General features: G+C 32.7%; 18 protein-coding genes. 12 read left to right on the forward strand and 6 right to left on the reverse strand.

The window, feature by feature from the left end:
* Positions 1-2: 2 nt before the first annotated feature.
* Genes AMQ68_RS25110 through AMQ68_RS14500 form a run of 4 tightly spaced genes read right to left on the reverse strand, consistent with a single transcriptional unit; the run spans position 3 to position 3,428 of the window.
* Complete coding sequence (locus tag AMQ68_RS25110) at positions 3-149, reverse strand: hypothetical protein (RefSeq protein WP_241775137.1); 147 nt, start codon at positions 147-149, stop codon at positions 3-5.
* The gene (locus AMQ68_RS14490) at positions 139-831 is read right to left on the reverse strand and encodes an ABC transporter ATP-binding protein (RefSeq protein WP_054511339.1); all 693 of its coding nucleotides are present in this window, start codon (positions 829-831) and stop codon (positions 139-141) included. Before AMQ68_RS14490 ends, AMQ68_RS25110 begins: the two co-directional genes overlap by 11 nt.
* Before the next feature lie 24 nt (positions 832-855).
* Positions 856-2,115, reverse strand: a complete 1,260-nt coding sequence (locus AMQ68_RS14495; RefSeq protein WP_054511340.1) for an efflux RND transporter periplasmic adaptor subunit — start codon at positions 2,113-2,115, stop codon at positions 856-858.
* A 2-nt stretch (positions 2,116-2,117) separates the two neighbouring features.
* Positions 2,118-3,428, reverse strand: a complete 1,311-nt coding sequence (locus AMQ68_RS14500) for a TolC family protein (protein WP_054511341.1) — start codon at positions 3,426-3,428, stop codon at positions 2,118-2,120.
* 227 nt (positions 3,429-3,655) lie between these two features.
* Here AMQ68_RS14500 and AMQ68_RS14505 point away from each other — a divergent pair, with 227 nt between their 5' ends.
* The 10 genes from AMQ68_RS14505 to AMQ68_RS14550 all read left to right on the forward strand — a co-directional run bounded on the left by AMQ68_RS14505 (position 3,656) and on the right by AMQ68_RS14550 (position 13,049).
* Positions 3,656-5,386: a DEAD/DEAH box helicase gene (locus AMQ68_RS14505; RefSeq protein ID WP_054511342.1), complete on the forward strand. Its 1,731-nt coding sequence runs from the start codon at positions 3,656-3,658 to the stop codon at positions 5,384-5,386.
* A gap of 151 nt (positions 5,387-5,537) precedes the next feature.
* A complete protein-coding gene (locus tag AMQ68_RS14510; RefSeq protein ID WP_054511343.1) occupies positions 5,538-6,176 on the forward strand; it encodes a DUF47 domain-containing protein in 639 nt (212 codons plus the stop codon).
* A 14-nt stretch (positions 6,177-6,190) separates the two neighbouring features.
* Positions 6,191-7,333, forward strand: coding sequence for an inorganic phosphate transporter (locus AMQ68_RS14515; protein ID WP_054511344.1), 1,143 nt, complete (start codon positions 6,191-6,193; stop codon positions 7,331-7,333).
* A gap of 103 nt (positions 7,334-7,436) precedes the next feature.
* Positions 7,437-8,408 carry a polyprenyl synthetase family protein gene (locus tag AMQ68_RS14520; protein WP_054511345.1) on the forward strand — a complete coding sequence of 324 codons (972 nt, stop codon included), beginning with the start codon at positions 7,437-7,439 and terminating at the stop codon, positions 8,406-8,408.
* Positions 8,409-8,411: 3 nt separating this feature from the next.
* Positions 8,412-9,020 carry a hypothetical protein gene (locus tag AMQ68_RS14525; protein ID WP_054511346.1) on the forward strand — a complete coding sequence of 203 codons (609 nt, stop codon included), beginning with the start codon at positions 8,412-8,414 and terminating at the stop codon, positions 9,018-9,020.
* Position 9,021: 1 nt separating this feature from the next.
* A complete protein-coding gene (locus AMQ68_RS14530) occupies positions 9,022-9,600 on the forward strand; it encodes a hypothetical protein (RefSeq protein WP_054511347.1) in 579 nt (192 codons plus the stop codon).
* Positions 9,578-10,528 (forward strand): GSCFA domain-containing protein, encoded by a 951-nt coding sequence (locus AMQ68_RS14535; RefSeq protein ID WP_054511348.1) that lies wholly within the window; start codon positions 9,578-9,580, stop codon positions 10,526-10,528. Before AMQ68_RS14530 ends, AMQ68_RS14535 begins: the two co-directional genes overlap by 23 nt.
* Positions 10,529-10,536: 8 nt before the next feature.
* On the forward strand, positions 10,537-11,064 hold the full coding sequence (locus AMQ68_RS14540; protein WP_054511349.1) for a DUF4269 domain-containing protein: 528 nt from the start codon (positions 10,537-10,539) through the stop codon (positions 11,062-11,064).
* A gap of 5 nt (positions 11,065-11,069) precedes the next feature.
* On the forward strand, positions 11,070-11,837 hold the full coding sequence (locus AMQ68_RS14545; protein ID WP_054511350.1) for a TatD family hydrolase: 768 nt from the start codon (positions 11,070-11,072) through the stop codon (positions 11,835-11,837).
* 75 nt (positions 11,838-11,912) lie between these two features.
* Positions 11,913-13,049, forward strand: coding sequence for a hypothetical protein (locus tag AMQ68_RS14550; RefSeq protein ID WP_054511351.1), 1,137 nt, complete (start codon positions 11,913-11,915; stop codon positions 13,047-13,049).
* Between the two features lie 59 nt (positions 13,050-13,108).
* On the opposite strand, the gene AMQ68_RS14555 is transcribed toward AMQ68_RS14550, so the two are convergent.
* A complete protein-coding gene (locus tag AMQ68_RS14555) occupies positions 13,109-14,386 on the reverse strand; it encodes a DEAD/DEAH box helicase (protein WP_054511352.1) in 1,278 nt (425 codons plus the stop codon).
* 87 nt (positions 14,387-14,473) lie between these two features.
* On the reverse strand, positions 14,474-14,959 hold the full coding sequence (locus AMQ68_RS14560) for a DUF6438 domain-containing protein (RefSeq protein ID WP_054511353.1): 486 nt from the start codon (positions 14,957-14,959) through the stop codon (positions 14,474-14,476).
* Positions 14,960-15,152: 193 nt separating this feature from the next.
* Between AMQ68_RS14560 and AMQ68_RS14565 the strand changes: the two genes are divergently transcribed.
* Both AMQ68_RS14565 and AMQ68_RS14570 read left to right on the forward strand, forming a co-directional pair.
* Complete coding sequence (locus AMQ68_RS14565; protein WP_054511354.1) at positions 15,153-16,295, forward strand: hypothetical protein; 1,143 nt, start codon at positions 15,153-15,155, stop codon at positions 16,293-16,295.
* A 10-nt stretch (positions 16,296-16,305) separates the two neighbouring features.
* Positions 16,306-18,147 (forward strand): S8 family serine peptidase, encoded by a 1,842-nt coding sequence (locus tag AMQ68_RS14570; RefSeq protein ID WP_054511355.1) that lies wholly within the window; start codon positions 16,306-16,308, stop codon positions 18,145-18,147.
* The last annotated feature ends 44 nt before the right edge of the window (positions 18,148-18,191 follow it).

Consider the following 18,191-nt stretch of genomic DNA (forward strand, 5'->3'; position numbering starts at 1 on the left):
AACTATTTGTAATCGTCATTAGTCGGCAAGTTTTCTAAAGCTTCTTTTGCTGATTTTACGTTTTCATTTTTGATATCTTTTATCACTTTCCCGTCTCTTAAAGTAACAGTTCTTCCGCTGAACATAGCAATGTCGGGTTCATGGGTCACAAAAACAATTTATCACTTTCCCGTCTCTTAAAGTAACAGTTCTTCCGCTGAACATAGCAATGTCGGGTTCATGGGTCACAAAAACAATTGTTCTTCCCTGTTGGTTGAGATCCTGCATGAGTGCCATAATTTCGTAAGAGGTTCTGGTGTCCAGGTTTCCCGTTGCTTCATCCGCAAGAATCATAACAGGTTCATTGACTAGCGCTCTGGCAATCGCAACTCTTTGTTGTTGACCACCCGACATTTGATTGGGAAGATGGTCGACTCTATTTTCTAATTTTACGGCAGCTAACGCTTTTAAAGAGCGTTCATTTCTTTCATCAGTGGATACTTTTGAGTTATAAAGCAACGGCAATTCTACATTTTCTTTTGCTGAAGTTCTGGCCAGAAGATTATACGATTGAAAGACAAAACCAATTTTTTGATTTCTAAGAACGGCTAATTCATCACGGTCAAGGTTTTTAATATTAACCCCGTCTAAACTATAATCGCCACTCGTAGGTTTATCAAGACATCCTAAAATATTAAGCAACGTAGATTTTCCGGAACCACTGCTTCCCATAATGGTAACAAACTCGCCACGTTCCACAGAAAAAGTAACTCCTTTTAAAGCGTGTACGGTTTCTTCACCCATTTTGAAATCTCTTTTAAGATCTGTTATTTCAAGGATTTTTGTTGTCATGATCTTTACTTTTTAATTATAAATCTATCTTGGTCCGCCACCACCGCCGCTATTTTTGTTTCCGCCTCCTGATCGTTGAGGCATAAATGGACTTTTTGCAGCACCTCCTGAAGATTTTTTAGATAGATTTTTATATCCGGTAATAATATTGTCGTTTGTGGTTAATCCTGAAATAACTTGCACTTCCGTATCATTATCCATACCTATTTTTATTTTTTTACGGGTTATCACACTGTCTTTTCCAATAACCCATACGCCGGCTCCGTTTTTATCCGTCTTGTTTTGTTTGCCCTTTTTCTGTTGATGTCCTTCTTTTTTACCTTTGGCAAAAGGAGAATTGATTTTATATTTTTCAGCAACAAGGCTATCCGGTTTAAAGCTGGTTGCTGCCACCGGAATTTTCATGATATTTTCTAAAACAACAGTATAGATGGTAATATTGGCGGTCATTCCCGGTTTTAATTTTAAACTTGAATTATCTGCATTGATAATCGTGGTGTAGTTTACCACATTGGAAGAAACGGTGGGATGAAGACGAACCTCAGAGACTTGTCCCTTAAAAGTTTCCTCAGGAAAAGCATCTACAGTAAAGGTTGCTTTTTGACCAACTTTGATATTGCCAATATCAGCTTCATCTACAGAGGCACGAACCTGCATTTTTGTTAAATCTTTTGCAATACTGAAAAGAGTAGGGGTGCTAAAACTTGAGGCAACCGTTTGTCCTTCACTTACACTTCTGTTCAGAACTGTTCCATCGATTGGTGAATAGATATTGGTCAATGATAGGTTTTTATTAGCTGTCGAAAGTTGTGCTTTTACCGAATTTACCTGTGCTTTGGCTACATTGTATTGGTTCTGGGCATTATCGTAATCAGCTTTGCTTATCGCGCCTACTTTGTAAAGCTGTGACTGACGGTTGATATTGATTTCATTATATGCCAAATTACTTTTAGCATTTTGCAAATTAGCAGTAATCTGTTCGGTCTGATATTGTAACAAGTCGGGATCTAAAGTTGCTAAAAGCTGTCCTTTTTTTACCGTTGAATTAAAATCAACGTAAAGGTTTTTAATGATTCCAGAAACCTGGGTTCCCACAGCAACCGTATCTACGGGCTGAACAGTTCCTGTAGCCGTAATAGAATTTGAAATTTCACCCATCTCGGGTTTTGTTGTTTCGAGCTGAATTTTCACCTGTTCTTCTTTGATGAAAAAATACCAAATTCCTGCAATAACGATGATGCCGCCAATGAGCCAGAGCCACCATTTTTTATTTTTTGCTTTCATAGTTACTTAATAGTTATAGGGTTACCTGCGTAGAATTCGTAAATCTGTTTATTAAGAACGGCAGAATATTTTGCCTGTAGATAATTTTGAATCGTTTGGATATATACTAATCTTTGTTGCTGTAATTGTACATAATCTATGCTTCCGAGTTTCATCTGAGCATTAACAATATCATAGGTTTCTTTATTGATATTCATTTGTTTTAAAGCAGAGTCATACTGAGAAATAGAATTTTGCAGACTGATATAAGATTGTTCAATTTGTTGATTAAGAACGGTCTTTGTGTTTTTTAAATCCAAATTAGCCTGTTCTATAGCGATTTTAGATTTTTCAACTTCTGTTTTATAGATTCTGTTGTTATAAATCGGAATTCCAAGACTTAATCCGATCGGTAGATAAAAGTTATTTCCCAATTGATTAAAATAATTTCCGTTTCCGGTGGAATAATTAGTTGAAATATTTCCCACCACACTTAAAGTCGGCTGAATGGACGCCTGAGCCATTTTTAAATTGGTATTTGAATTTTCCAGATTCAATTCACCATATTTTACTTCCGGACGTTCATTTTGAGCGGAGTTCTGAACATCTTGTAAAGGTTTTAAATTCTCATCTACGATAATATTGTCAGGTTTTTCAATCTGAAAATCATAAGAAGAGGGGAGTTGCAGCAATTGTTTGAGGTTAACAATATTTGTTTTTAAACTATTTTGAGAGGAAATTAAATTATATTCATCTTGTGCCACTTGCGCCTGGATTTGTAAAAAGTTTAATTTTGAAATATTTCCGGCTTTATAAAACTGGTCTCCTTGTTTTAATTGGGTTTTAGTAGTGGTCAGGATACTTTCAAGAGAAACAATATTTTCCTGAGACATGAGAATATTCAGATAGGCTTGAGTTATGGACAGTGTAATATTATTTTCTGCTTCCTGAACGGAAAGGTCAGACATTTGAACATTCAGATTTTTAGAAATTTCATTGTTTTTAATATAATTGGCGTGATACAGTGTCATAGAAGAATTTGCACCGATGCTTTGAGAGGGCGCTCCATTTATGTTGAGTCCATTGCTTCCGTTTATCGCAAAAAGTCCTTGGGAAACCGTTCCGTTAAGGCTAGGGTACTTGGCTTCTTTGGCTTGGAGAAGATCTTGTTCTGCTGAATTTTTAGAAAGCCTCAAAGAATTGATCGAGATATTATTTTCTTTTGCGTATTCAATACAGTTTTCTAATGTCCAATTACTAGGATAGGCCTGTGTTTGAGCAGATACGTCAATGATTTTAAACAGAAATATCAAAAAGAAAAATTTAAGTTTCATGGTTTTATTTTTGAAAATTCATAAATAACACTGAAAAAATCAATCCAATTTAACAAAAAAAAACAATATTTAACGAGTATTTAACAGAGAGAGTGTTTTTTTGCGTTTAATTTTTTAAAAATTAAAAAAATATTAAAGAATTCTGAAATTAAGATTGCTTATTTAACACTTTGTTCAAAATAAAGTCAAATATTAATTGTATATTTGCAGAAATTTTATAATATTTAATGAATTTATTTACGGAGTCCAATTTAAGTCCTGACATTCTTAAGGCAGTTGGCGAACTGGGTTATGAAAGCCCAACAGAAATCCAAAAACAGACTATCCCTTTTATTCTTTCAGATATTCGCGATTTGATCGCACTTGCGCAAACAGGGACAGGCAAAACAGCAGCGTTTTCGCTTCCGATTTTGGATATGATTGACGATACGAGTCGCAAAATCCAATTTTTGGTGCTTTGCCCGACACGAGAACTATGTCTTCAGATTTCTAAAGACATAAAAAATTACTCTAAGTACATGAAAGACATCAAAACTACAGCAGTTTATGGTGGAAGCAGTATTATGGACCAAATTAGATCTCTAAAGGATAAGCCACAAATTATTGTAGGTACTCCAGGAAGAGTTATCGACCTTATCAACAGAAAAGCATTAGACTTTTCTGCTATTCATTGGTTAGTTTTAGACGAAGCTGATGAAATGCTTTCAATGGGTTTCAAAGATGAATTGGAAACAATTTTAAGAGAAACTCCTGAAACAAAACAAACTTTCTTATTCTCTGCAACGATGAATAAAGAAGTGGAAAGAATTTCTAAAAATTATCTTACAAAACCACACCGTATTTCTGTAGGTTCTATTAACGAAGTTAAAAAGAACATTAAGCACGAATACTATGTTGTTGGGTACCGTAACAAAAAAGAAGCTCTTAAAAGATTAATTGACGCAAACCCTAACCAGTATTCAATTTTGTTCTGTAGAACGAGAATGGAAACTCAGGAGGTTGCTGATTTCTTAATGCAGAATGGTTATGCAGCTGATGCTCTTCACGGAGATCTTTCTCAAGCGCAGAGAGATACTGTAATGAAGAAATTCAGATTGAAAAACATCGATATTTTGGTAGCAACAGACGTTGCGGCTAGAGGATTGGATGTAGATTCATTGACTCACGTTATTCATTATTCTTTACCTGATGATCCTGAAGTATTCGTTCACAGAAGTGGAAGAACAGGAAGAGCAGGAAAAGATGGAATTTCAATTTCTTTGATCAAGCCTGAAGAAAGCAGAAAATTAAAGCAAATTAAATCTACGACGAAAATTGATATCGTTGAAAAAATTATCCCAACAGGAGCAGAGGTTATCAAGGCTCAGGTTGGAGGAGTTTTCGAAAAGTTATTGACAGAGCACGAAGATGTATTTGAATTTGATGATAGCTTAATTCCAGATCTAAGCGCTTTCACAAAAGAAGAATTGGTACACAAATTATTGCAGTTCCAATTGAAAGATCTTGCATTGTACTACAAAGATAAACATGATCTTGTTGAGCAGAAATTCAGCTCTAGAGATGATGACTATCCTAGAAGAGACAGAGATAGAGGTCGTGATAGAGACAGAGACAGAGACAGAGACAGAGGAAGAGACCGCGACAACAGAAGTGGAGATAGAGACAGAGGAGGAAGAGAGCGCAGTGGAAAACCTAGGAGAAAGAATGAAGATATGGTAAGATTCTTCTTCAACTTAGGGAAGAAAGACCAATTGAAAAAATTAGATGTTTTAGACATTATCAACAAAGCAACTACCCCTGCAGAGGGAAGTAAGAAAAGAGCTGAAATTGGTGATATCGAAATTTTAGAGAAATTCTCTTTCTTTGAAATCGAAAAATCATTTAAAGGAGAGCTTTTGAATAATATTGCATCAATGAAATTCAAAGGAAAAGATATGAGAGCTGAAGAGGCGAATTAATACTCATTCTAAACTATATAAAACCGGCATTACAGCCGGTTTTTTTGTTTAATAATCAGGGGATAAGCTAATGTTAACAAAACTTAACGTCGGATTGTTTCAGGTCAGGTCCTTTTTTAGGAAATTTGCACAAAATTATAAATACTAAAAAATGGGAATTGGTAATATTTTCCACGCTTTTCAACCAAAAGACAAAATCTTTTTTGTGCTTTTCGAAAAAGTAACAGAAAACCTAGTTGAAATGTCTGAAGAATTCAATACTGGTATCAAAGATTTCGATCTTAATGACGATTCTATGTTGAAGAAAATGAGTGACTATGAGCACAAAAATGATGAGCTTACTCACGAGATCTTTATAGAACTAGGTAAAAACTTTATCACTCCTTTTGATCGTGAAGATATTCACACGTTGGCTACAGGTTTAGATGATATCGCAGATTACATCTATGCTTCTACAAAATATATCTTCCTTTATAAGTCTCCTGAATTGAAGGCTTATTCAGATTTCTCTTTATTGATCCACAAAGCTTGTCTGGAAATCCAGAATGCAATGAAAAACCTTAAAGGGTTTAAAAATATGGAGCAGGTAAAAGAAGCTTGTATTAAGGTAAATTCTATTGAAAATATTGCAGATGACCTTCTTTCTAATTCTATGGTAGAATTGTTTGAAACAAACGACGCTATCAATATTATCAAAGTTTCATCTGTACTTAATTATCTTGAAATAGTAACCGATAAGGCAGAAGATGTTGCCAATACTATTGAGAACATCATGATTAAATACGCCTAAACAATATAACAAAAATGGAATTTCCGATTTTACTTGTAGTTATTATTGCGCTGGCTTTAATTTTCGATTATATCAATGGTTTTCATGATGCGGCCAATTCAATTGCGACTATTGTTTCTACAAAAGTTTTAACTCCATTCCAAGCTGTACTTTGGGCAGCACTCTGGAATTTTGCAGCTTTCTTTATCGCCGCTTACATTATTGGAGAATTTAAAATTGGTAACACGATTGCCAAAACGGTTAACGAAAACTTTATTACTTTAGAAGTTATATTTTCAGGACTTATCGCTGCGATAGCTTGGAATCTATTAACTTGGTGGTTTGGGATTCCCTCATCATCATCACACACCTTAATTGGTGGGTTTTTAGGAGCGGCTCTAATGCATGCTTTTACAATGGATTATCATGAAGTGGTATCTGCTCACCCTGAATTGGGAATGTGGGAAACATTTAAGGCAGCTGCTTATCAGGTAACGACACAAAGTGTTGTTAAATTTGATAAAGTAATTCCTATTTTCTTATTCATTTTTATGGCTCCGATTATTGGGATGATTATTTCAATCATTATCACTTTAATCATTGTTCACCTTTATAAAAGATCAAATCCACACAAAGCAGATCAGTCATTTAAGAGATTACAGTTGGTATCTTCGGCTTTGTTCAGTTTAGGACATGGTTTGAATGATGCACAGAAAGTAATGGGTATTATTGGAGCTGCGATGATCTATTATCACGTAAATATGCTTCAGGATCCTGTTTATCTTAATATTCCATCTGCGGGACGTTTCGATTATTTTGCACAACACTATATTTGGGTTCCTTTGGTTTCTTTCATCGCAATTGCATTGGGTACAATGAGTGGTGGTTGGAAGATCATTAAAACAATGGGGACTAAAATTACAAAAGTAACTTCATTAGAAGGCGTAAGTGCTGAAACAGCAGGAGCAATTACTTTATTTATTACAGACCATTTTGGTATTCCGGTATCTACAACACATACAATTACGGGGTCTATCATTGGGGTTGGATTAACAAAAAGAATTTCAGCAGTAAGATGGGGTATCACAGTAAGCTTACTTTGGGCTTGGGTATTAACAATTCCTATTTCAGCAATTGTTGCCGGACTTACTTATCTTTTGGTTACATTTTTAACTTAAAATAGAAATTTAAATAACAATCATAAACTTTGTCCATTTGGGCAAAGTTTTTTGTTTTATAAAGCCTTGAAAAATTGTATTTTTGTTGAAATTATAGGATTTTATGGAATTTTTAAACAGATACCAACAAATTGTTGATGACGCCATTACGAAGTACACTTTTAAAGATAAACCTACGGAATTATATGACCCGATGAATTACATCATTTCCCACGGTGGAAAGCGTCTTCGTCCGATCATGGTTTTAATGGCTTGTGACTTGTTTGGTGGTGATCTTAAAGAAGCAATTAAACCAGCCTTGGCCATCGAGTTTTTCCATAACTTCACTTTGATCCATGATGATATTATGGATGAAGCGCCTTTAAGAAGAAATAAACCTACGATTCATACCTTACACGGGATCAACGTAGGAATTCTTTCCGGAGACGGATTGATGCTAAAGGCTTACAAATTTTTTGAAGATCTTGAACCTGAAATTTTTAAAGCTTGTATCAGAATTTTCACACACACCGGACTTCTTTTATGTGAAGGTCAGCAGTATGATATCAATTTTGAGACGCAGGAAAACGTAACTTTTGATGACTACATCAGAATGATTACATACAAAACAGGAGTATTGAGTGCCTCTTCTTTCGAGATTGGGTCACTGATTGCAAAAGCTAATTTTAAAGACGCGAAGGCAATTTTCAACTTCGGAAAACATATTGGTATCGCTTTCCAGATCATGGATGATTATTTGGATGTCTTTGGAGATCAGGCTCAGTTTGGGAAAAAACATGCAGGTGATATTTATGAGAACAAAAAAACGGTTCTTTATTTGATGGCGAGAGAGCATGCAACAGACGAAGAAAGAAAAGAACTAGATTATTGGTATTCTAAAAAGACGGATAATATCGATAAGGTTTATAATGTTGAAAAAATCTTCAGAAGAACTAAAGTAGACGAAAAAGCCTTGCGTTTGATCGAAAAACACAACGAAATCGGTCAAAGCTATCTTAAGAAAATAGATATTCCTGAAGAAAAGAAGAAGCCGTTTATAGAATTGGCTAATTATCTTTTAAGAAGAGAGAGTTAAAATATGATAGTAGGGCATTATGTAATCCGAACCTATAGAAAATTTAAAAATCAAGGGATCGGGACAAGATTTGTTATTGTAGGAATTCCATTAGTACCAATACAAAGCTTTTATATATTTAAAGATACGAATAGAACTATTGAAATTGATTTGTATTGGAAGCAGGCTGTAAAGGTATATTTTATCATGGCCTCTATTATTTATCTTTTAGCTAAATATTTTACAAGGGATTACTACGATATGGCTTTTGAGAAATTGTTTTCTATCGTTTTGATAATTAATCTCATGGTTTATTTCTTACTTGATTCTTACACTAAAAAAGATAGGCAGATAAGAGAATTATTGAGCAGATCTGTTTATATCAATGCCCTCCCTAAATTTTTGGGAAGTAATGTTGCTTTTAGTGTTCAAAAAGGTTTTATCGAAAATTTTAAAGAAAGGTTCGGCATAAATTGGAAAGATTTGGTTAAAAATAAAGCATATACAGATGAACATTTACCATTTTTGTTTCCAATATTAGTATATGATTGCTATTTATATGATAATGAAGCAACGGAAAAATTTTTTCAGGACATTTTCCATAGATATAAAACGATAGAAAACATAACTTGATATGGAATATAAAACTGAGAAAATTAACGAAAAGGAGCTAACTTATCTTATAAATCTTCTGGAAACTAATAAAACAAGATTTCTAAAGTTGATAGGTTATGGCACTCTTGTTATATGTTTTCCTTTATTTACACCTATTTCATTATTGAGATTTTTTAAAGGAGGTAGGAATCTATCTCACGACTCAGAATTTTTATTTATAGAGCTGGGGCCTCAGAATGTTGTTTATTTTATATTTATTCCGTTTTTAATATTACTGATTTTATGTTATATCTATGTCTTGCACATTCCCAATATTAAAAAAGATATTGAAAATAGAGACAAATTAATAGCTATCGTAAAGGTTCGTGAAATAAAAGAATTGGATGAAGACATTAAGAAAACTTTAATGGGAATGTCTGATTATAAGACTGTTTTTGAACCGAATGAATTTGCATTGAGCGAAATAATGTTTTCCTCAAAGAAGAATCCAGAATCCTTACAAGCTAAAGCTTATAAAGTGGAAGTTTCAAAATATGCTAAAATAAATTTAAAGAGAGAAATACTTACTAATTTTAATGAAATTCAGAACAGAAGTTGATATTAAAGAATCAGAGAAAAAGATAGAAATTGAAGATAAAATATTTTCAATAGGATCTTGTTTTGCTTCCGAAATGTCAGATTTGTTTTATCAAGGACAGTTACAAACAGTCGACAATCCGTTTGGGACCATTTTTAATCCGTTTTCCATTAGCAATGCTATCAGAACACTACATAATTCGGAGTTTTATAATGAAGAGGATTTAATCACCTTTAATGAAGAATTTATTTCTTTAGACCATCATACAAGTTTTGACACCAGATTTGTTCATCAGACTTTAGAAAAGATTAATTCTAAAATTGAAGAAGGAAATCAGTTTCTTCAAAATACCAATTGGGTTATTATAACTTACGGAACTTCATTTATTTATGAATTTATTCCCAAGAATAAATTGGTTGCCAATTGCCATAAAATTCCACAAAAATTCTTTAAAAAGAGATTACTGACACATCAGGAACTTACGGATTCTATTTACAATACGATTTTGAATTTGAAAGATATCTGCAAAGATGATGTTCAGATTTTATTTACGGTTTCGCCAGTTCGTCATACAAAAGATGGAATGGTTGAAAATCAACTCAGTAAGTCAAAACTGATTACCGCAATCCATGAAGCAATTGTATTGTTTGAAAACTGCCATTATCTTCCAATTTATGAGATTTTAATGGATGATTTGCGCGATTACCGTTTCTATAAAGAAGATATGATTCACCCAAGTTCTCAAGCAGTAAACTATATTTTTGAAAAATTTGGAAGTGCTTACTTTTCTAGTGAAACGCAAAGTTTTATTAAAGAGAATTTCAAAATTAATAAGGCTTTAGAACACAGAACAAATGATGACAAAGATCCAAAATACCTGGAGTTTAAAGAAAAACTCAATGCAAAGATTGAAGCGCAACGAAAAAAGGTAAAACATAAAATATTCTAATTTTTAAAATGATTGACTTTACAAAAATTGATTATTTAAAAGAGGGAAATGATAAGCAGAAAAGAGCGTATGAAGTTCTCACAAAATATAGAATTTTCGAAATATTAAGTTGTTATTCACCCATTTTAGCCGGAACAATTCCCATTGAAATTGATATTGAAGGAAGTGATTTAGATATTATTTGTGAGGTTGATTTTAGGTTTGAAGAAGATTTTTTAGACGATATAGCTTTTAGTAAAATGATTTCTCTAGATACTGAAGTTAATGTTGAGAATTTAATTATAGATGGTCAAAAATCTATTGTTTTAAATTTTATGTTGGACGAATTTCCTGTTGAAATTTTTGGACAAAATAAGCCAACAACAGCGCAAAATGCTTACCGACACATGATTGCCGAATACAAAATATTACAAGAAAAAGGAGAAGAATTTAAACAAAAAATAATAGAATTAAAGAAACAGGGAATTAAAACAGAACCTGCTTTTGGCTTGTTGATGAACCTTGAAAATCCTTATGAAGATCTATTAAAATTTTAAAAATAATGATTGATACACATACCCATTTATACGCTGAAGAATTTGATGAAGATAGAAAAGAAGCTATTCAAAGAGCTTTAGATAAAGGAATTACTGAGTTTTATCTTCCAGCCATCGATTCTGAATCCCATGAAAAGATGTTGCAATTAGAAGCTGAATATCCAAATCAGATTTTCTCTATGATGGGCCTTCATCCTTGTTATGTAAAGCCGGAATCTTGGGAGAAAGAACTAGAAATTGTTAAAAACCATCTTGATCAAAGGCATTTTCCTGCGATTGGAGAAATTGGTATTGATTTGTATTGGGACAAAACAACGTTAGATATTCAGGTTAAAGCTTTTGAACAACAAATTGATTGGGCAATTGAAATGGATTTACCGATTGTCATTCACACAAGAGAAAGTTTTGAAGAGACTTTTGAAGTCTTAGAAAGAAAAAAACACCCGAAACTTCGCGGAATTTTCCATTGCTTTTCTGGTGATCTTGAGCAGGCAAAACATGCAATCGATCTGAATTTCATTCTGGGAATCGGTGGAGTAGTAACCTTTAAAAATGGTAAAATAGATCAGTTTTTAAACGAAATTCCTTTAGATAAAATTGTTCTGGAAACAGATTCTCCTTATTTAGCCCCTGTTCCTCACCGAGGGAAAAGAAACGAAAGTTCTTACTTAGATCTCGTTGCCGGAAAACTGGTGAATATTTATGGTAAAGATTTTACTGAGATTGATAGAATAACGACGGAAAATGCAAAAAATCTATTTTCTGTAAAGTAATCCAATTGATGAAAATATTTTATTTTGGAGTATTACAACTTGAAGTTAAGAGATGTTTTAGCGTAAAAATACAATATGATAAAAATATCTAACGACACTAAATTTTATGGTTATATAGGGTTTCTTATAATAGTTTTTGCATATATAATAGCTCAGTTGTATGTTAAATCACATCTTCCGGAGCTTAGTTGGACAGGATCTGATTGGCTGATAAACTACGAGGATGGCGGATTTAAAAGAAGAGGACTGTCGGGTAGTATCTTATTTTTTATTCAGGACCATTTAAAAATTCCACTTACGAGTCAGATTTTTATAATCCAATCATTTTTTTTCCTGCTTATTTTTTATTTTATAATTCGCTTACTTCAATCTAAAAAACTCAACTGGGATATTTTAATTTTATTATGCTCCCCACTTTGCCTTTTATTTATTCCTGTTAATATTTTTAATTCGGGAAGAAAAGAGATTGTCTTAATAGCTTTACTGTCTTTTTTTGTTTACGGAAATCCAAGTAAATTAAAGAAATATCTCCTTTTTATAGGCTTTATCATTGGGTTATTCTTGCACGAATTATTCTATTTTTATTTACCTTTTGTAATTGCTGCTTATACTTTAAAGACAAATAAGATAGATTTTAAATATATTGGAAGTCTATTTGTAGCTTCTACACTCGTTGTCTTAATCTTATTCTTTTTTGGAGGAGAAATTAATCAAGGGCAAAGCTTAGTATTTTTAAAAAATCGTGGGGTACAACTTAATAAGTTCAATATTTTTACCTATGATATGGTTAAGGAAAGGAAAGATATGGTTGCTGCCTATAAGTCGTATATCTTGTTTGCGCTAGAGCTATTGTTTATGGTTTTCCTATCTTTTACTTTTGTGAAAAAATATTTACCTCTACAACTTAAGAATTTCAAAATTTTCATTTTGATTTCCTTGCTTTGGGTTAGTCCTCTTTATTTTTTAGGAGCAGACTGGTTTCGCTGGAATCATATTTACGCCATATTACTTATCATATTAATAATATCTGCATTGCCCAATAATGTTGGGAAAACAACTTATCTTGAAGGTAGGTTTAATATTTCTTTGTTCTTTATAAGTATCGTTTTTTTTATTGTATTTTTCCTTCACATACAGTACGACAGTTCGGGTAATTCGGAAGAGGTATTATTACAATATATAGACAATAAAATTCCCTCTGTTAAATTTTGATGTATTTTAGGACGGAACAGATGATAAAAAAAGCCTTCTCAATTGAGAAGGCTTTCCTATTATTTTTTTCTAAAGAAGCTCTTGTTTTTAGGCTTCTTTCCGGCATCAACTGCAGGTTTCTTTTTAGTATTTGCAGTTTGTTGTTTCGGTCTTTCAGGTCTAGGACCAGAAGGTTTATTATTAGAATCTCTTTTCTGTGCAACCAGATTATCTGTATGGAAAGGATGATCTTTTATGATAGGAATTTTCATTCCAATCAATTTCTCAGTGTTTTTTAGATTGGCAAGATCTAATCCGTCTACGAATGAAATTGAATTTCCTTCTGCACCGGCTCTACCCGTTCTTCCAATTCTGTGAACATAAGTTTCAGAAACATCAGAAAGTTCAAAATTAACAACGTATTTAAGTTCGTCGATATCAATTCCTCTTGCTGCAATGTCGGTAGCTACTAACACTCTTGTCTTTCCTGACTTAAAGTTATTTAAAGCATTCTGACGTGCATTTTGAGATTTATTTCCGTGAATGGCTTCCGTAGATATTTTGCTGGCCTGAAGTTTTCTTGCAATTTTATCAGCCCCATGCTTCGTTCTAGAAAATACGAGAACAGAATCAGAAATATTATTTTGCAGAATATGAGTAAGAAGATCTAATTTATCATCTCTTTCAACAAAATAAACCGTTTGATTGATTGTTTCAGCCGTTGATGAAACAGGGGTAACTTCAACCTTTATAGGATTATTTAATATAGAATCTGCTAATTTCTGAATCTCAGAAGGCATTGTTGCAGAGAAAAATAAAGTCTGTCTTCTTTGAGGTAAAAGTTTAATGATTCTTTTTACATCATGTACAAAACCCATATCCAACATTCTGTCGGCTTCGTCAAGTACAAAGATCTCAAGATTTCTTAAGCTTACAATTCCCTGAGCAATAAAGTCAAGCAATCTTCCCGGTGTCGCAACTAAAATATCAACTCCTCTTTTCAAAGCAGCTTCTTGGCCACTTTGTTTTACCCCTCCGAAAATTACCAATTCCTTTAATGGAAGGTATTTTCCGTAAGCTTTAATATTCTCTTCAATCTGTATCGCCAATTCTCTAGTTGGAGTCAGAATAAGGGCTTTTATGTTTTTGTTTGGTGTTTTATTTTTAGATAAATTTTGTAAAATAGGAATGGCGAAAGCTGCCGTTTTTCCGGTACCAGTTTGTGCACATCCTAGAAAGTCTCTACCATTTAAGATTTCAGGAATTGATCTTTCCTGAATAGGAGTAGGGGTAGTGTATCCTTGCTCCTGAATTGCCTTTGCAATGGGTTCTATTAGGTTTAGGTCTGTAAAATTCAAATGAATTATTTTTTAATTTAAAGTAAAAATTCCCTCAATGTGAAGGAATTATATTTTACAAAGGTAGTTTAAATATTTTTAAGTATATTACTTCACCTTGGTCCATTGTTGATTATGTTTCAAATCTTCAAAGAATTTGTACACTTCAACCAATTTTTCGCTTCCTCTCTTTCCATAATCTTCCACTTTTTTTGAGGTGTCGTCAGTAAGATTTACTGTTAAATATGAAGTGGAGAGGTCAGATACTTTCTGACCATATTTTTCATTTAAATTTTTAACATCTAAACCATTTAATAAAGAGACAAGCTTATTGTAATCAGCTTCTTTAATTGTTGTTGTGAAAGTTCCTTCACGAGGTTGTGAGAACTCGTCTTTTGAAAGGGTCTTGGTGAAATTAAAATGCTCCGCCTCTAAAACTGCTGTTCTGTCTGAATTTATAATCATTGTAGCAACCGGACAGAATCCAAAGCAAGGAGTGGTTTTATATTCAATTTTAGAATATTGTGATTGTACTTTCTGTGAATTGCATGAAAATAATAATATAAATGCACACAGCCCTAGTAGATATTTCATAGTTTAAATTTGATGGGAGTCTCTCAATAATTGTTCCAGAAATCATTAATAACTAAAAATTAAAATAAATTTCACAAAGCTACTCGAATAAAGACTTTTTTATTGTTATAATGTAATGATTTACATGAATTACATAAATTATTCTAACATAGATGATATATTTTTGAGTGAATTAAAAAATTAATTTATAATCATGAAAAAAACGATCATTTTACTAACTGTAATTGTTGGCTTTACAGCAAATGCACAATCATGGAATCTTACAGGAAATGCGGGAACAAATCCGGGTACTAACTTTTTGGGAACTTCTGATAATCAGTCGATAGTATTTAAAACAAATAATGTTGAAAAATTAAAAATTACTCCAAATGGAAGGTTTGTATTTTTTAATGTAACAGGAGCTGGCCAGCTTTTTGATAAAAATTTATTTTTTGGAGGAGGAGTAGAGAGTTCTTCAGCGATACTTAATACAGTTTTTGGAATGGGAGCTTTTACCCAAAATACAATTGGAGCAGGAAATACATCTATAGGAGCGAATGTCATGTCTTTAGCTACAAGTGGTGATGCTAATACTGCTATAGGTTCTGGTGCAATGAGAAATACACAGACTGCTAAATTGAGCGTAGCAGTAGGATCGAATGCTTTAGAAAATCTTATATCTGGTGAAGGAAATGTTGGAGTAGGGGTAGCTGCAATGGGTTCTGAAACGCTTATTGGAAATAATAATGTGAGTGTAGGAAATAGCGCTGCAAGATATCTTAAAAATGGTAATGAAAATGTAATAGTAGGAGGGAATGCTTTTAGAGCTTTAAGAACGGGGTCTAATAATATTAACCTTGGAGCAAGCAATGCTAATCTTATCCTTTCAGGAAATAATAATATTTTTATAGGAAGTAATATTGTACCCTATTCTTCAACTCCAGATAATGAATTGAATATAGGAAACTGGATTGTAGGAAATAATGGTACAATAGGTATTGGACAGTTTACGAACCAATTACCAGGGGATGGAATTGCGGCAGATGGACAAAAGTATAAATTATTCGTAAAAGACGGTATAAGAACTGAAAAAGTAAAAGTAGATATTGCATCCAGCAATGGTTGGGCAGATTATGTTTTTGAAAAGGATTATAAACTGATGTCATTGAATGAGCTTGATCAATTTATTAGCAAAAATGGTCACTTACCAGAAGTTCCTACAACTAAAGAAGCTATTGAAAATGGGATAGAATTAAAAGCTATGAATATCCTTCTTTTGAAGAAAGTTGAAGAACTTACTCTTCATGCTATTGAGCAACAAAAGCGTATTGAAGTCTTAGAAAGTAAGTTCAAGTAAAATTAAATTTATGAAAAATAAAATATTACCCTTGTTTTTATTCGTTGGCTTTTTTGGATTCGGCCAAAATAAACTTTACTATCTTGAAATTCCGAATAAAGATAATGTACCCAAAGTAATTTCTACCACAGATGGTAAAGTTATTGCTACTCATAATGATCAAAAAGTTTCAGATTTATTTTCTAAATATGAAATTGTGAAATTAGAACAGGCATTTCCGACTGCAAAAAATCCTTACCTAAAAACAATTTATTTATTGGAAACTAACAGCTCCAATCTTATTAATGAATTAAAAAACTATAAACAATATTTCCCTTATTCTGAAGAAACTTATAAACCAGAATTATTATATACTCCAAATGATTATAATTATCCTTCTGGAAGCTCCAACCCTCACAAAAACTTAGATTTAATAAATATAAAAGAAGCATGGGACTATACTCATGGAGATCCAAAATTTAAAATAGGGATAAGTGATACACCAATTAGAGCTACGCATGAAGATTTGGTAGGTAAAATAACAAGCCTTACGAATTATATAACACCAGACTCTCATGGAACGGCTGTTGCTAGCCATGCTGCTGCAAATACAGATAATAATAAAGGAATTCCTGGTACAGGTTTTAATTCTAGTGTTTTATTTAAATCTATGAATGATGGAGGTCTGATAAATACTTTATTAGTTCTATCACAAAATGGAGCAAGAGTGGTTAATGCAAGTTGGCATACTGGTATTGGTGACTACTGTCCGTACAGTTCTATAGAACAAACGGTTATGGACGAGATTCACAACAATGGAACTGTAATTGTTGCTGCTGCTGGTAATGGGAAAACTTGTGGAGGACCTAATAATTATGTTTATCCAGCAAGTTATAATCATGTAGTTAGTATTTCTACTGTTGGGCATGAAGATGTAGGATATGTATATAATAATTTATCTGTAGGATGGAAAGATCGTGTAGAACAAGTAATTGGTGATCCAAATTCAACTCATCAAAACAATGATATGGTAGATTTAAGAGTAGGAGCGTTTAATGTTTTAGGAGCAACAGCAGAGAGCGATAGTTCTTATGGTGGAGCTTGGGGAACATCTTTAGGGGCACCTCAAGCATCTGGTATTGTAGCCTTATTATTTGCAGTAAATAATTGTTTGAATACTGATGAGATTGAATCCATTTTAAAGCTTACATCTGCAAGATTAGATAATATTCCAGAAAACCAACCTTACATAGGAAAATTAGGAGCGGGAAGAATTGATGCAGGAAAGGCTACGAAAATGGCTTGGCAAATGAATCCGTCCAATGGAGGTGAAGTAATAATAGAAGATAGAAGTTTTGATAAATGGCATTTTGAGTTACTAAATTCTCCAGAGAAGATTATATTAAGAAATCAATCATTTACTGATAATGCTGATATTGTATTCAGAGCTAAAAACTATATTTTGTTAGAAGGAAATGTTTTATTAAAACCTGGACCAGACAAAAGTGATTATTTATATATTTCTAATGAGAATACCTGTTACAATTTTAAACCTACTTTCAATCCTAGTAATATAATCACAAATAAGAAAGCAGACTTTAAACAGGAAACTTACAGTGATTTACAAAATAATGACATAAGTATATATCCTATTCCTGCTAAAGAAAATATTTTTATAAAATCTAATATTGACTTTAATACAGCAGAAATTAAAATATATGATGGTAATGGTAGATTAGTACAACAGAATCTAAACAATAATAAAAATAATATTATTTCAATTAATCTTTCTAAACTTGTAGCTGGCAATTATATTTTAGATATTTTATTTGATGGTAAAAAACATTATTCTAAAAAAATAGTGAAACAATAAAATAATTCAAACAAAAAAGGATAAACACTAATGTTTATCCTTTT

Origin of the sequence: Chryseobacterium sp. ERMR1:04, assembly GCF_001297705.1 — a bacterium.
Classification (GTDB): Bacteria; Bacteroidota; Bacteroidia; order Flavobacteriales; family Weeksellaceae; genus Chryseobacterium.

What these genes read in the sequence shown, in the direction of transcription:
- AMQ68_RS14560 (WP_054511353.1), bottom strand. Translation starts at nt 14,959, where the DNA reads ATGAAATATCTACTAGGGCTGTGTGCATTTATATTATTATTTTCATGC.
- AMQ68_RS14535 (WP_054511348.1), top strand. Translation starts at nt 9,578, where the DNA reads ATGAAATTCAGAACAGAAGTTGATATTAAAGAATCAGAGAAAAAGATA.
- AMQ68_RS14490 (WP_054511339.1), bottom strand. Translation starts at nt 831, where the DNA reads ATGACAACAAAAATCCTTGAAATAACAGATCTTAAAAGAGATTTCAAA.
- AMQ68_RS14495 (WP_054511340.1), bottom strand. Translation starts at nt 2,115, where the DNA reads ATGAAAGCAAAAAATAAAAAATGGTGGCTCTGGCTCATTGGCGGCATC.
- AMQ68_RS14550 (WP_054511351.1), top strand. Translation starts at nt 11,913, where the DNA reads ATGATAAAAATATCTAACGACACTAAATTTTATGGTTATATAGGGTTT.
- AMQ68_RS14570 (WP_054511355.1), top strand. Translation starts at nt 16,306, where the DNA reads ATGAAAAATAAAATATTACCCTTGTTTTTATTCGTTGGCTTTTTTGGA.
- AMQ68_RS14520 (WP_054511345.1), top strand. Translation starts at nt 7,437, where the DNA reads ATGGAATTTTTAAACAGATACCAACAAATTGTTGATGACGCCATTACG.
- AMQ68_RS14565 (WP_054511354.1), top strand. Translation starts at nt 15,153, where the DNA reads ATGAAAAAAACGATCATTTTACTAACTGTAATTGTTGGCTTTACAGCA.
- AMQ68_RS14515 (WP_054511344.1), top strand. Translation starts at nt 6,191, where the DNA reads ATGGAATTTCCGATTTTACTTGTAGTTATTATTGCGCTGGCTTTAATT.
- AMQ68_RS14500 (WP_054511341.1), bottom strand. Translation starts at nt 3,428, where the DNA reads ATGAAACTTAAATTTTTCTTTTTGATATTTCTGTTTAAAATCATTGAC.
- AMQ68_RS14545 (WP_054511350.1), top strand. Translation starts at nt 11,070, where the DNA reads ATGATTGATACACATACCCATTTATACGCTGAAGAATTTGATGAAGAT.
- AMQ68_RS14530 (WP_054511347.1), top strand. Translation starts at nt 9,022, where the DNA reads ATGGAATATAAAACTGAGAAAATTAACGAAAAGGAGCTAACTTATCTT.
- AMQ68_RS14525 (WP_054511346.1), top strand. Translation starts at nt 8,412, where the DNA reads ATGATAGTAGGGCATTATGTAATCCGAACCTATAGAAAATTTAAAAAT.
- AMQ68_RS14505 (WP_054511342.1), top strand. Translation starts at nt 3,656, where the DNA reads ATGAATTTATTTACGGAGTCCAATTTAAGTCCTGACATTCTTAAGGCA.
- AMQ68_RS14510 (WP_054511343.1), top strand. Translation starts at nt 5,538, where the DNA reads ATGGGAATTGGTAATATTTTCCACGCTTTTCAACCAAAAGACAAAATC.
- AMQ68_RS14540 (WP_054511349.1), top strand. Translation starts at nt 10,537, where the DNA reads ATGATTGACTTTACAAAAATTGATTATTTAAAAGAGGGAAATGATAAG.